The following is a 14262-nucleotide window of genomic DNA, read 5'->3' as shown; positions in this document are numbered from 1 at the left end:
GAACGTCTCGCACAGCGCTCCAGGAACGGAGCGCCGCGCACTCACCGCAGCGGAGCCTGAGGTGAGCACCAGAGCGTCAACCGACAAGGATGTGACACCCCATGAAAACTGCCTCGCTAAGCGAGGGCCGTCGCGGTCCCGCGCAAATCTGGAACAGCGCGCCACAGCTGGCGCAGATGCCCGTTATCACCTTGGCCAGCCTCGTACCGCCGAGTGCCCGTGTGGTGGTGATCGCGCCCCACCCGGGTGATGAAGTGCTCATCTGCGGGGGCTTGCTGCAAATGCTCAGCACCCGCCAACACCCCTTGAAACTGATTTCCATCACCGATGGCAGCGCCAGCCACCCCGGCTCGCGGGTGTGGTCGGCCGGGCGCCTGAGTGTGATCCGTCCCCAGGAAAGCGCCGAGGCTCTGCGCCGCCTGGGTGTGCCGCTGCACAGCCTGAAATGGCTTCGTGGCGGGTTTTGCGACAATGCCCTGGCCAACCAGGAGCAACCGATGAGCCAGTTCATCGCCCGTTACCTGATGCCAGGCGACGTGGTCTTTACCACTTGGCGCCATGATGGCGACGATGATCACGAAGCCGTCGGCCGTGCCAGCGCCAACGCCTGCAATCAGGTGGGCGCGCAATTGTATGAGCTGCCGATGTGGGCCTGGCACTGGCCCATGCGCGAGGGCTCGCTGATGCCGTGGCAGCGGGCGCGCAAGTTGTGCCTGGACACCTGGAGCGTGGCGCACAAACTCCACGCGGTGCATGCCTATGCCAGCCAGCTCACGGGCGACCCCGCGATCGGCCTGGCGCCGATACTCGCCCGGGTGTTGCTGGAGCGCATGCGTGAGCCTTACGAAGTCTTGTTCATCCAGCCGTAGGCGGCAAAATGCCACCCCTCTCCGTGTGAAAAATTCGTTAACTGATTCATCCCGCAGGCTTTTTCCCACAGGCCAGATCTGCCACACTGATGCGAATAATTATCAACAGATTTATTATTCGCCACGGACGGCGTTCCGGGAGAGTTACATTCATGTCTGTGCAACACCATGCCGGCAAAGGTTTTTCACCGAACTTGATAGCCATGGCTATCTGTTTGACGACTTCCCACGCGGCCTTTGCCGCCGATGCGCTGGCCGCCCCGATTGAGCTCGGCGCTACGCAGGTTTCCGGCCAACAGCTTGGCGAAACCACCGAAGGGTCCGAGTCGTACACCACAGGTTCCATGAGCACCGCCACCAAGCTGCCGCTGACCCTGCGCGAAACCCCACAGGCCGTCACTGTGATTACGCGTCAGCGCATGGATGACCAGGCGATGACCAGCATCAACGATGTGGTCAATGCCACGCCGGGATTGTTCCTCAACTACTCCAACGGCCCCGGCCGGCAGGCCTACACTGCGCGCGGTTTCAACGTCGACAACCTCATGTATGACGGCATCCCCAGTGGCTATAACGGCGTCAATGTGGGGGCTCAACCGAACCTGGCGATGTTCGATCGCGTCGAGGTGGTACGCGGCGCTACCGGCCTGGTGACCGGCGCCGGCAACCCATCGGCGGCCATCAACCTGATTCGCAAGCGGCCCCTGGACGAGCAGAAAGTCACCTTGACCGGCGCCGCCGGCAGCTGGGATGACTACCGTGGCGAGCTCGACGCCTCCAGCCCCCTCAATGACAGCGGCACCTGGCGTGGCCGGGTGGTCACCTCTTACCGCGACGCCAACAGTTTCATCGACAAGGCCGAGCAGGATCATGGCCTGTTCTATGCCGTGACCGAAGCCGACCTGAGCGAGGACACGCGCCTGACCCTCGGCTACTCCAATCAGAAAGACAAGACCAACTACTTCTGGGGCTCGTCGATGATCGGCCTGGATGGCCATCACCTGGACCTGTCGCGTTCCTACAATCCCGGTACCGACTGGGAGAACAAGGACCAGGAGATCAACACCGTATTCGTCGAGTTGCGCCAGCAACTGGCCAACGACTGGAAATTGCAGGTCAACGCCAATTACGCCGAACAGAACGCGCTGTTCTCCGGTTCCTACCAGTCGCGCTGGGTCGACAACACCTTGGCCCGCACCGTGTACCAGGCCGCCTTCGATGAAAACCAGGCCGGGCTCGATGCCTTTGCCAGCGGACCGTTCCAGGCGTTCGGGCGCACCCATGAGCTGGTGGTGGGCGCCAGCAAGCGCATCTACGACATGACCACGCACAACTACAGCCCGTACGACCTGAATTGGCCGATCAATGCCGGCAAGCCGAACTTTACCCGCACCAGCAACCAACGCGACGTCACCACCCAGGACGGTGTCTACGTGACCACCCGCCTGAGCCTGGCCGACCCGCTCAAACTGATCCTCGGCGGACGCCTGGACTGGTACGACTACGACAACCGCGATGGCGACGGCGACTATAAGGTCACCCGCAACCTTACCCGCTACGCAGGCCTGATCTACGAGCTGAACGACCAGCACTCGGTGTATGCCAGCTACAGCGACATCTTCACGCCGCAAAGTGAAAAAAGCACCTCTGCCACTCCGCTCAAGCCCATTGTCGGCAAGAACTACGAGGTGGGCATCAAGGGTGAATACCTGGGCGGCGCGCTGAATGCCAGCGTGGCGCTGTTCCGTGTCGACCAGGAAAACCGCGCGGTGCAGATCGTCGTGCCGGACTGCCCGCAGGCCTCCTGTTATCAAGCCTCGGGCGAGATCCGCAGCCAGGGTATCGACTTTGAACTGCAGGGCGCCCTGACCGAGAACTGGCAGGTCGGCGGTGGCTACACCTACGCGCGCACTCACACGATCAAGGACGACGCCAACCCGCAGAAGGTCAACAAGCAGTTCGACACCGACACACCGGAGCACCTGTTCAAGGTCACCACCCGCTACAACTTCCAGGGCCCGCTGGAAAAACTTCGCGTGGGCGGCAATGTGTCCTGGCAGAGCCGTATGTACAACGACATCCAGCTGGCGGACGGCAGCACCTATCGGCTCAAGCAAGGCGGCTATGCCGTCACCGACCTGATGGCCGGGTATCGGGTCAACCAGCACCTGGATCTGCAGCTTAACGTCAACAATATCTTTGACCGGCACTACTACCAGTCCATCGCCGAGTCCGTCAGCTATGGCGGCGACTCCTACGGCAGCCCGCGCAATATGATGCTCACGGCCAAGTACAGCTTCTGATCGTGATTGCGACCACGGCTGCCTGCTCGGGCAGCCGTTCTTAAAGTCTCCCTGCAACGTGCCGATAACCGATTGCCGGATCTCGTCGCCGCGCCCGCCTGGCTCTTGACCCGCCGCGCGCGTGGCACGCCGCGTGCTTGATTCCTGGCCAAACCACATGGAGTAACGTGAATGCCCCTCCGCACACGCTTTCTGGAGCACTACCGCAAGGCCGACCGCATCATGCTGGCGCTGATCTGGCTGATGTTCCTGTTCTCCCTCGGGCTGGGGTTCTGGCATGACACCTTCACCCAGGCGGTGATTGTCGGTGGCGGCACCGGCGTGGTGCTGACCGCGCTGTATCGCGCCATCGGCGGCACCCGTGTGATGCGCTGCGCACTCGGTGCCGGCCTGATGGTGATGGCGGCCTTGCACATCAACCAGGCGCAGGGGGTGATCGAAGCGCACTTCGGTATCTTTGCGCTGCTGGCCGTGCTGACGTTCTACCGTGACTGGCTGCCGATCCTGGTGGCGGCGCTGACCATCGCCGTGCATCACCTGGGGTTCCACGCCCTGCAGCATCAAGGCTGGCCGGTGTTTGTGATGGAGCACCACGGCGGCTGGACCATGATCTTCGTCCACGCCTTCTATGTGGTGATGGAAAGCGTCGCCCTGCTCTACCTCGCCGTGCACAGCCACGCCGAAGCGGTCGAAAGCCAGGAAATGCTGGAAAAAATGCTCGCCGTCACCTCGCAGTTCACCGAAGAAACGGCGAAGGGAGAAGACAAGGAGCACGTGTCCCTCGCCAAGCGCTTCGACCATTTCCTGCAGCAGCTCACCCACCTGATCGACGGCGTCGCACGCGACTCCCATGGCCTGGGCCAACTCGGCCAGGAACTGGCCACGGCCAGCGGCACCCTGGAAAAAGGCGCGCGGCATCAACTGGCGCAAATCAATGAAATGACCGGCTCGATGCAACGCATGGAAGACGCCACGGGCCACATCACCGTGCACGTCGAACAGGCCGTGGAGCACGCCGGCCAGGCCAGCCAGCAGATCGAGCGCGGTCAGCAAAGCGTGGGGCGCGCCCAGCATGAAATCACGCAACTGGCCTCGCGCATCAATGGCACCGAAGCGACCGTGCAATCGCTGGCCGTGCAGGCGGAGCAAATCGGTTCGGTGCTGGAGGTGATCAGCAGCATCGCCAACCAGACCAACCTGCTCGCCCTCAACGCCGCCATCGAAGCCGCCCGCGCCGGCGAGCAAGGCCGTGGCTTTGCGGTGGTCGCCGACGAGGTGCGCAGCCTGGCCCAGCGCACCGCCCTCTCCACCCAGGAAATCAGGACCATCATCGAGGGCTTGCAGCAAGGCAGCCGCCAGGCCGTCGAAGCCATGCACGACAGCCGCCAGGGTGTGGAGCGTTGCGTGGAAGACAGCCAGGTGGCCGTCGACATGCTGCGCGCAGTGGGTGAAGACATCGCGCATATCGACCAACTCAATGGCCGCATCGTCACCACCACCCGCGAGCAGAGCTCGGCGAACCTGGAAATTGTCGAACGCCTGCAATCGGTGCAGCACATCGCGCAAAACACCGCCGACGACGTGGAAACCCTGGCCCGCAGCAGCGAACGCCTGCCACCGATCGCCATCCGCCTGGATGCGCTGGGACGCAGGTTTCATCCCTGATTCAAGCTCCCGGCAGCGGCTTAAGCGGCAGTATTCGTCACCGACTCGCTCACGAAATCCTGATACGTGCGCAGCGGGCGCCCGATGATCGCTTCAAGCCGCGTCACGGCGCCCTGCGCTGCCTGCATGCCGAACGCCTGGATACCTTCCATCATCAGGCGCATGTCATACGCCAGCCAGGCCGGACCGTAGGCGGCCAACTGTGCTTCGAACGCGGCTACGTCATCGCCGCCGTAGGCGATTTCGCGTCCCAGGGCCGAACTCCAGAGTTTGGCCACATCGGCTCCCGTCAGCGCCTGCGGCCCAACCAGCTCCAGCGTCACGCGCTCCAGCGCAGTGGCTGCCCGATCGCGGCGCAGCAACTCTGCAACGGCAATATCGGCGATGTCCCGCGTATCAATCATGGCCACGCCGGCCGAGCCGATGGGCATCGGGTATACCGAGTAGTCCTGGATCGTCTGCTGGACCCTACGGTCGTTTTGCATGAAGTACGCCGGGCGCAATACAGTCGCCGGAATGTCGAGGCTGTCGATCATGCGCTCAACGGTGTGCTTGCCGGTGAAATGCGGCACCTGGGTGAAAGTGTCGGCATGGATCACGGACAGGTAAACGATCCGCTCGATGCCGGCCTCCCGAGCGAGGTTCAACGCGATCAGCGCTTGCGTCACCTCGTCGGGCGTCACGGCATTGAGCAGAAACAGGGTACGCACCGAGGCCAGTGCGGCGCGCATGGACGCCACATCAGTGAGGTCGCCGACCACTTGGGTGACGCCGGCCGGGAATTGCCGCTTACCTGTCTGGCGCACCAGCGCGTTGACTTGCGCGCCTTGTGCGGCAAGGCCCTGGGTAACGAGTGAACCGAGGGTGCCGGTGGCGCCGATGACGAGAATGCTCATGGTTGAAACTCCTGCTGGTGAATCAGTGGGTTTGGGGTCGAGTGCAAAGTAAACCGTTGCATAACGAAAACGAAGACCACAAAATCCAGACACCTCGTCTCAAAAACGGAACACCATGAACCTCAACGCGCTGATCGACTTCATTCAGGTCGCCACCCATGAAGGCCTGGGCAAGGCCAGCCGCGCGAGCGGTGTGTCCAAGGCCACCCTGTCGCGCCGAATCGCCGATCTGGAAGAGCAACTGGGTGTGCGGCTGATTGAGCGCAGCGCGCGCGGGCTGAAACTGACCGAAGCCGGCGAGCTGCTGATGTCGCGAACCCAAGGTCCGCTGGGGGAAGTGACTGAAGCCATGACCGCCGCACGTGAGGGCGTTTCGACGCCACGCGGCCGCTTGCGCGTGGCGGCGCCGATCCTGTTCTCTCAGTTGGCAATGGGCGCGATTGGCGCCCGATTCTGTGCGGCCTATCCGGACGTCGTTATTGAGGTGGTGGCGGAGGACCGCAAGGTGGACCTGGTTGAAGAACAATTCGACGTCGCCATTCGCATCAACCCGAGCCCGGACAGCGACCTGGTCGGCAGATGCTTCGCCACAGACCGCCTGGTGGTGGTGGCCGCACCCGAAATACCCAAGCCGCAGCCCGGCGCGATCAGGCCCGTGGCCGGCATCGTCACGCCGGGATTCACACCGACCCATTGGCACCTGGACGGCGGGCAATTGACTCTGGAACCGATCCCCAGGCTGCAGTTCTCTTCGTTACTGATGGTGCGCGATGCGGCCATCGCCGGCGGCGGCGTGGCCCTGATACCTCTGTCCATCGCCGGCGCCCCGTTGGCCCGGGGCGAACTGGTGCAATGGGGCACGGTGGCCGGAGTCGAGCCGCAGCTCTGGGTGTTGCACACCTCAAGGCGCCTGGCCGCGCCCAAAGTGCGCGCCTTCGTCGACTTCCTGTGCGCGCAATACCCGGATATGGCGCTGGTGCTGCGCGGCTGAACATGCCGGTGCCTGGCACATTCATTCGTTGCGCTACACGCCAGACGGCGCGCGGTGATCCGTCTGATACACCTGGGTCCAAATGTGGGAGGGAGCTTGCTCCCGATGGCGATGTGTCAGTCGCTGATGCATTTACTGACTCTACGCATCGGAGCATAGGCCACACACCGCTGTACCCGGTAACCACGATGCGAAGCGAGTCGCTCTTGATCTGGCTTTTGATCTTGATCTTAGGCGCCCCGTTAAACCACGCTGGCCGAACGCAGGCTTGAATTCGTGGGTAACCCGGCAGGACGCCGGGTTAGCCGCACTGGGCCAGGGATGGCCCATTGCGGCGGCCCACGGATTCAAGCCGGAGAGAGGGCACACCGAGCCTGGGCGAGGTGCCGAGTGGTGGGGCGAGGACCTTTTGGTTACTTTTGGGTCCCTCCAAAAGTGACCCGCTGTAAGAGCGGAACCGCCAGAAGCCGTTACCGCAGAAACGGATATGTACTCGTCTGATCCAATATTCTGACCGATCCTGAAGCCGCCATCGGGGGCAAGCCCCCCTCCCACATTTGGACCGAGGTGTATCAACTGGATATCCGTCGGCTGCCAAGCGGCCACAGGGCAACGACGGCCCTGCACATCATCGCCTTCCACCCGCGCACGACGAAACTCTTGAACCATCCTCCGGTCGATGCTTTCAAGAGGCCGGCAGTGCCTCTATTGCCTTGTGTGTATGAGTGAATGCCTGCGGAGACGGCCATGAAAGAAGCCATTAACGATTTGCCCGGCCCTATAAAACGACAGGCTGACAGAATTCTGCGCGAGATCGAACTGGCGGGTTCGATGATCCTTGCCGTCAAAGGCGGTGCCAAAGCCCAGGGGTTTGTGCTGGGCATCACCTGCTGCGAAGGGCTCACGCCGGAGCGCTGTGAGACGCTGGCCAGTCATTTTGACAGCGTGGTGGAACAACGGCTGCGGTCGCTGACATTGGGGCTGTAATGTCCAATGTCTCCCTGTTGCAGGCCGGGCTTTAAAAGCGACGAACAACCTCCTACACTGCCGGAAATTTCCTACACCTGCGCAGCTTCGCTTTTCTGCCCGCCTCCCTTCAGGATTACAGACATGCGCCTGCCCGACTTCATTCTGGAAAACCTCGAGCCGATTCTGCAGGCCTGGGAAGATTTCGCCAGAACCATCGACACGCCGGGCGAGGAACTCGACAGCGTCGCGCTGCGCGACCATGCCGAGCAGATGTTGCTGGCCATCGTCAGTGACCTGCGCACCAAGCAGACCCGGCGCGAGCAAATCGCCAAGGCCCAGGGCCAGGCCCCGGCGGATGAACAGGAAACCGCGGCGGAAACCCATGCAATGACGCGGCTGATGGCCGGGTTCACCATCGATCAGATGGTCTCGGAATACCGCGCGCTGCGCACCAGTGTGGTCAGCCAGTGGATGCGCCAGGTCAAGGACGGCACACCGATCAACGTCGACGACATGACCCGCTTCCACGAAGCCATTGACCAGGCCCTGGCCGAGTCCATCGCCAGCTATTCACGGGCGGTCGAGGCCTCGCGCAACATGTTTCTGGGCATCCTCGGCCACGACTTGCGCACCCCACTCGGCGCAATCCTGCTGGGTGCCGATGTGCTGCGCCGCTCCCAGGACGCAGGCGCCCGGGCGACCAAGATCGCCAATCAGGTCTACACCAGCGTGCGCCGCGCGAGCCAGATCGTCGGCGACCTGCTTGACCTTACCCGCTGCCAGATGGGGCCGGGCATTCCGGTCAAGACAGCCGATATCAACCTTTCACCGCTGTGCCAGCGTGTGGTGGAAGAAATCCGCGCGTTTCATCCCGAGGCCATCGTGATGTTCGACGCGAACACAAGCGTGTCAGGCAAGTTTGACGGCGGGCGAATGGAGCAGGTGTTTTCGAACATCATCAGCAACGCGGTGCAGCATGGCGACACCACACGGCCTATCCAGGTCGAGCTGGGCACACAGGAAGACTTCGCGGTATTCACCGTGCACAACAACGGCGAAGCGATACCCGAGGACGTGCTCCCGTTCATATTCAACCCCATGGGCCGTTTCTCCCAGCGTACCGCGATCAATCACGGCCCCACCGAGGGCCTGGGCCTGGGCCTGTTCATCGCCTCGGAAATCGTCGCCTCCCATGGTGGGTCGATTGAGGTCAGCTCCGACACGGAACGGGGCACGGTGTTTCAGGTGCGAGTGCCGCTTGATAGGCAAGCGCCTGGGGTTGCCTGAAGTCGGCTATCCCTGACCCTGGCAGAGACATTTTGCGGCGAGCAGGAGCATTAAGTCATAATGCGCCCGCCTGACTGCAACGAGGCGTGGTGACTGTACTCAAGGGCAGCAGGGCTCAATATCTTAAAAGGATTTAAGTATGAAAATAGAGCCGCCCTTCCCGCGTCGCTTCTATGCGTCTCCAATACCCAATTTCGAAAAATTTGATCCCTGCCGTGGGATTGAAGGGTATTGCGCAGCGATCCGAAAATTTCTCATGCCTGACTCAACACCCAACAGCTTCAGCTTTGCGGGGTTTGAAATCGTATCGCGCACTTACTGCAAAGGCTCGATCTTTTCAAGAGTTCGAAGACTAAGCGATAAAAAGCTTGACCAGCTATTATCGACCCCTCTGAAGGTCGATGACTTCTTCCCCCCAACCTCCAACGCTGGACACGTCCGTGCAGGCCGTTTCAACGCCGAGGGCGAACGCAAGCTTTATTTGGCCGACCATCCGTTTGTTGCATTAAAAGAATGTGGCATCAAGCCTGGCGACTATTTTCTATTCAGTTATTTCACGCTCAACAAAGACACACACTTCACGTATGCAGCCAACGACGGTTCCAGATTTTCACAAGTGCTAAGTTCTTTATTTGCGACTCAAGACGAAAGATTTTATGAGGTCATCAGGCGGGTCTACAACGATTATTGCAACTATAAAGCGCATCACGGAATCGCTTATGACTCTGTAAAAGTACAGTGTAACCAACAGGACGCCACATGGGGGACAATTGACTCTGTCACGAATCTCGCAATGACCGAGGACAAATTTCCCGCGGCGCGCCTGCACGCCGGCTGGCTTGCTCGCTGCGATGAACATTACCGCCCATGCTACGAGCAGATGCTTTTGCCCATTGCCAGGAAGAAAAGACAACTTCACTGCGTGCCCTACTTTGGTAACGAGTCGATATTTTTGTCAGCGCACCAAAAGGTAATGAAAAAAATCCAGCAGATCAGAAAAAAAACCGAATCCCTCATCCAGCGAGAAGATTACGAGGACATCAACACCACCCCATTCAAGTTACTACCGCAACAGGGATATATCTGAGTCCTCGGCGCTCACGCCGTCCCAACACCTGACCACATTGGCGCTTGAATACCCTCTACCGGAGAAATAAATGCAATTTGCCGTAGCACTGATCGAATATCTTATATCTGGCGTGGTCGCATCAGCCTGGCTGACCGCAATACTCCATCATTACTATCCGCTGTCATTCGACAAGATAAATAATTACAAAGAGGTTTTTATCGTCATCTACCTGCCCATCACTTACATTTTGGGCATTTATATCGACACCACGTCCTCCTATCTCATAAGAAGAAGCGGAGAAATATTCAGCCTACTGGGTGAAAAGCTGAATATCGCCGAAAGCGTTCGAAATAAGCTCGCATCAATATATTTTGCTATTGCCGGAACGCCGAAGAAAGACTCCTATGAACGAAGCGCTGCAATTCTAGCGCGTTCGGTTCCGGATGCCGTCAGGACAATGGAGGCCTATGTCAGCAGGGATAGAATCGCTCGAGGAGCCGCCCTCAATGCTTTTGCAGGAGCCCTCACCGCATTTTTTTATGCGCCCCCCGAGTACCAAACGCTCATAACGGTCGTCTGCTCCATTGCCTGCGTGTATTCGATCATTATGCATAAGCGATTACGCCGCCTTTCATCACGATTCAAAAAGGTCGCGCTGTCGAACCTCGAGAAGATCAAGCCGACTGAACCGGACGAAGTCACAAGCTAGACAAATCCCTTGGATTACCCGCGCCTATAAAACGCCGTCGGTCTGCAACCGTTCAAGCACGTCATCGCACGCCGCTGCCCATGCCTGTGTCGCACCCTTATCTCGCAACACCTCAAGCCCGGCGGCCGTAAAGGTGCCCGGCGTAGCGATGGCATTGCCCAGGGTCGCCATACTGACCAGGGGCTGATGTCCGGCGCTGGAAAGACAGTCCTGCATGTTGCCCATTACCAATTGGCGAGCTTGCTCTGCGGTCAGACCTTTGTCGGTAAACCACTGCTGAAGATCGTTGAGAAAGAAATAGAACCAGCCATTCATGCATGCCGCTACGGTTGCCAACTCGAAGGCTTGTTCCTGTTCCAGCACGATCAGTGAACCAAGGGTGCCCAACAACGTCTCGTGGACCGCTCCCGCCGGCGTGACCACCACGGTGGAGCGGTTGATCTGGGCGGCATAGGACAGCATCGCCCGGACCGGCCGAGCCTGTGGGAAGCAGCGTGCCAGATCATTGAGTGGCAAGCCGGCAACCAGGGAAACCAGGGGTTGCCCGGGATTTAGCCGTACATCCCTGGAAAGTCCTTCGACCACATCGGGACGTACACCGAGAAACAGCAGCTCGGCCCCATCGACAACTCCCTGGTTGTCGGCCATGACCTCGCACGCCCAAACCTTGCCCAACTCCTCGGCGCGCGCCTGATTGCGGGGCGACAACAGCACCCGCCCGGTAAAACCGCCACGCCGCAGACCGATCACCACTTTTTCAGTCAGTTCGCCAACGCCCAAGACCCCAATGCTCAGCAAAGTGTTTCCTCCGTTCGAAGCCAGTGGTTCAAATCAATGGCTATCACTTTATTTTCAAATGAACTCATAGGCAGCAAGCCACATGCACGCATCCGTCATGCTTTAGTCAATCCGGTTATCGGCACCCCATACCTCACCTCCATCAGTGTGACACCACCCCTCTCAAGCGTGCGCTCCGTTCCGGTTTCCTCAACACATCCTGCCTTGCGATAAAATCGGATAGCCCTTTCATTACCGGTCAGTACCCACAGCGTTAAACGCTTGAATCCTTGCTCCATCAAATCCTGCACGCCCGCGCGCCACAAGGCCAGCCCAACGCCCGTTTGCCAATGACGGGCTAAAACATAGAGCGCCATGACCTCACCCGCATCTGCCCCAGTGACATCGTCATCACGGCTGGCGCCGACCGCTATCCAACCGACAATCTGCTGGTCCAGCTCCGCGACCCAGACGTTCGACTCGCCCGATGCAATCAGGCGGCTCCAATGCGCTTCTCGTTGAGTCAGTGTTGCATTGAGCGCATTCAAGTAACGGGCAGGCATCAGATCGCGATAGGCTTCTTGCCAACTGCTGACATGCACCTGGGCGACAGCCTTGGCGTGGGTGGGTAACGCTCTGCGGATCATGGGTTTGCTCCATCTTCGAACACTGAATGCTGTCGCTTGACTATGCACGCGGGCCTATGACGAAATTAAGTTTCATCCTAGGTAATCCGGCCGCAGGAGGGCGTCCACTTTCGAAGCTCGAATTGCCCCACCGCCCCAATAGCCCTTATTCTCGACACTCCCGCCCGACCCAACCCGGAGCCGCCATGGACCTCGCCACCCTCGCCCTCTTCCTGCCCGCCTGCTTCGCCCTCAACATGGCACCCGGCCCCAACAACCTGTTGTCGGTGAGCAACGCCACCCGCTATGGCTACCGCATCTCCTGCCTCGCCGGTCTCGGCCGCTTGCTGGCCTTCGCCGGCATGATCGCCCTCGCCTCCGCCGGGTTGGCGGTGGTGCTGCAAACGTCGGAATTGTTGTTCTACGGGATCAAGCTGCTCGGCGCGGCCTATCTGTTTTACCTGGCCTATCAGCTGTGGCGTGCAGACCCGCAGGCAGAAGCGGAAATTGCCGCCAGCAAGGTGGGCTTATGGGCATTGGCGCGGCAGGAGTTTCTGGTGGCGGCGGGCAACCCCAAAGCCATCCTGATCTTCACCGCCTTCCTGCCGCAGTTCGTGGTGCCCGGCCAACCCATCACCGCGCAATTTGCACTGTTGGGCGCGATGTTCCTGGCCCTTGAATGGATCGCCATCAGCGCCTACGCCTATATGGGCCTGCATATGCGCCGCTGGTTTGCCGAGCCGAGGGGCAAGCGCATCTTCAATCGTTGCTGCGCGGGGCTGTTGTCGGCGGCGGCGACGGTTTTATTGACGGCGCGCCGGGCATGAACCCCGCGCCTACCTGTGGAAGCAGTGCAGGCGCGCGACAGCGCGTCGGCTGGCCTTACTCCTTGGTCAAATCAACCAACGGCGTCTGCCGCACCTCGGTCTCGCGCCCGGCCTGAATTTCGCTGACCTGCTTCAGGGCCCCGTCCACAGCCGCCTTATCCGCCAGCAAGCTGTAGCTGATGCGGAACTGCTTGTGTTCCTTGGCCCCGATGGTGGGTACCAGATTCAGTGGCCGCTGATAACGGCGGTTGTAGGAAAAACTTGTCCCCGGCTCCAACCCAGTGACATAGCCCTGCCCTTGGGTATCGGTGTTTTTCCACAGGGAAAACACCGGCAGTGTCTGCGTATTGAAACCGACCGACACGCCCAGGCTGCCGGCCTTGTTATGCAGCACAGTCAAGGTATCGCCCTTGGCATCGGCATAGGGCACCACGTTGTACACGGTTTCGTCGTAGTCCTTGGTGGGTGCGCGGTAGGTCTGCCAGTCGGCCAATTCGCCCTTGGCCTTGTCGTTGAACGGCGACACCTGCTTCACCGGTGCGACGAACCGCGAGCCCTGCTCCAAGAACGGGGTGCTGAAGTTGCTGTGATACAGCGCCTGGTATTCCTTCGGATAGTCGCCGTTGTTGGTCAGGGTGTCGTTGAGGGCGAACACGACGCTACCGGGCTCGGTGACCAGTTCGGTCGCCACGGAAAAATCGACCTTCTTGAACGCCTGCTCTTTCAGTTCACCGCGCAGGATGATGGCGTACGGCGGTTTTTCATCGATATGCAGGGTGACTTTGTTCGCAGGAATATTCGCGGCCCGACCATGCAGTGTCAGCAGTTCACCGTTGTCCATGCCAGGGTGGCCGACCCATTCGTAGCCGCAACGGGTGACCAGCTCGTTGAACCCTTCCAACCAGCCCAGCCCACCGCGACCATTGAGCTCGATAAAGGAAGGATTGACCACCTCCTTGACCGGCGAATCCCACCCCATGCGCACATCGCCGACCGAAGCCTGCAACACGTTCATACCGCGAGTCGGCACCACCGAGAGCTTCATCGTGCCGTTATCGATATCGACAATGCTCACGCCCTCCTGCCGACCGCCGTGCAAGGTGCGCAAGGTAACGCTGAAGGGTTTGTCGGTTTGCACGCCCAGTTGCTGGCTGGTGACCTGCCAGTTCTGGGCGGCTTTGTCGGTGTCGAGGAGGACGTAATCCCAGGCCATGGCGTGGGAGGCGGCGGAGAGTGCGGTAAGGGCAACAACGAGTTTGAGGGGGGTCATGGGG

General features: G+C 60.3%; 13 protein-coding genes. 9 read left to right on the top strand and 4 right to left on the bottom strand.

From position 1 onward, the window contains the following. Nucleotides 1–101: 101 nt before the first annotated feature. From TU82_RS06330 to TU82_RS06320, 3 genes are all read left to right on the top strand, one after another. Nucleotides 102–869 carry a PIG-L deacetylase family protein gene (locus TU82_RS06330; protein ID WP_057722273.1) on the top strand — a complete coding sequence of 256 codons (768 nt, stop codon included), beginning with the start codon at nt 102–104 and terminating at the stop codon, nt 867–869. Nucleotides 870–1021: 152 nt separating this feature from the next. Then, nucleotides 1022–3172, top strand: coding sequence for a TonB-dependent siderophore receptor (locus TU82_RS06325; RefSeq protein WP_057722272.1), 2151 nt, complete (start codon nt 1022–1024; stop codon nt 3170–3172). Nucleotides 3173–3343: 171 nt separating this feature from the next. Next, nucleotides 3344–4837 carry a methyl-accepting chemotaxis protein gene (locus TU82_RS06320; protein ID WP_057722271.1) on the top strand — a complete coding sequence of 498 codons (1494 nt, stop codon included), beginning with the start codon at nt 3344–3346 and terminating at the stop codon, nt 4835–4837. A gap of 20 nt (nt 4838–4857) precedes the next feature. Here TU82_RS06320 and TU82_RS06315 read toward each other — a convergent pair whose 3' ends face one another. Further along, the gene (locus TU82_RS06315; protein ID WP_057722270.1) at nt 4858–5733 is read right to left on the bottom strand and encodes an NmrA family NAD(P)-binding protein; all 876 of its coding nucleotides are present in this window, start codon (nt 5731–5733) and stop codon (nt 4858–4860) included. A gap of 115 nt (nt 5734–5848) precedes the next feature. On the opposite strand from TU82_RS06315, the gene TU82_RS06310 reads away from it, so the two are divergent. The 5 genes from TU82_RS06310 (at nt 5849) to TU82_RS06290 (ending at nt 10758) form a co-directional block, all read left to right on the top strand. Beyond that, nucleotides 5849–6724 (top strand): LysR family transcriptional regulator, encoded by an 876-nt coding sequence (locus TU82_RS06310; RefSeq protein ID WP_057722269.1) that lies wholly within the window; start codon nt 5849–5851, stop codon nt 6722–6724. Between the two features lie 747 nt (nt 6725–7471). Then, nucleotides 7472–7711, top strand: coding sequence for a hypothetical protein (locus TU82_RS06305; protein ID WP_057722268.1), 240 nt, complete (start codon nt 7472–7474; stop codon nt 7709–7711). Between the two features lie 123 nt (nt 7712–7834). Further along, nucleotides 7835–8980, top strand: coding sequence for a sensor histidine kinase (locus tag TU82_RS06300; protein WP_057722267.1), 1146 nt, complete (start codon nt 7835–7837; stop codon nt 8978–8980). 139 nt (nt 8981–9119) lie between these two features. After that, on the top strand, nt 9120–10067 hold the full coding sequence (locus TU82_RS06295) for a hypothetical protein (RefSeq protein ID WP_057722266.1): 948 nt from the start codon (nt 9120–9122) through the stop codon (nt 10065–10067). A gap of 70 nt (nt 10068–10137) precedes the next feature. Further along, on the top strand, nt 10138–10758 hold the full coding sequence (locus TU82_RS06290) for a hypothetical protein (protein ID WP_057722265.1): 621 nt from the start codon (nt 10138–10140) through the stop codon (nt 10756–10758). Nucleotides 10759–10782: 24 nt separating this feature from the next. Here the strand turns inward: TU82_RS06290 and TU82_RS06285 are convergent, their stop codons facing one another. Both TU82_RS06285 and TU82_RS06280 read right to left on the bottom strand, forming a co-directional pair. Further along, nucleotides 10783–11556 carry a pyrroline-5-carboxylate reductase family protein gene (locus tag TU82_RS06285; RefSeq protein WP_057722264.1) on the bottom strand — a complete coding sequence of 258 codons (774 nt, stop codon included), beginning with the start codon at nt 11554–11556 and terminating at the stop codon, nt 10783–10785. A gap of 95 nt (nt 11557–11651) precedes the next feature. Then, nucleotides 11652–12182, bottom strand: coding sequence for a GNAT family N-acetyltransferase (locus TU82_RS06280; protein WP_057722263.1), 531 nt, complete (start codon nt 12180–12182; stop codon nt 11652–11654). A 185-nt stretch (nt 12183–12367) separates the two neighbouring features. On the opposite strand from TU82_RS06280, the gene TU82_RS06275 reads away from it, so the two are divergent. After that, nucleotides 12368–12988, top strand: coding sequence for a LysE family translocator (locus tag TU82_RS06275; RefSeq protein WP_057722262.1), 621 nt, complete (start codon nt 12368–12370; stop codon nt 12986–12988). 55 nt (nt 12989–13043) lie between these two features. Here TU82_RS06275 and TU82_RS06270 read toward each other — a convergent pair whose 3' ends face one another. Beyond that, a complete protein-coding gene (locus TU82_RS06270; protein ID WP_057722261.1) occupies nt 13044–14258 on the bottom strand; it encodes an aldose 1-epimerase family protein in 1215 nt (404 codons plus the stop codon). Between the last annotated feature and the right edge of the window lie 4 nt (nt 14259–14262).

Origin of the sequence: Pseudomonas orientalis (assembly GCF_001439815.1) — a bacterium.
In the GTDB taxonomy this organism is placed as follows: domain Bacteria; phylum Pseudomonadota; class Gammaproteobacteria; order Pseudomonadales; family Pseudomonadaceae; genus Aquipseudomonas; species Aquipseudomonas orientalis.
This window is presented reverse-complemented; position numbering and strand designations above follow the sequence as displayed.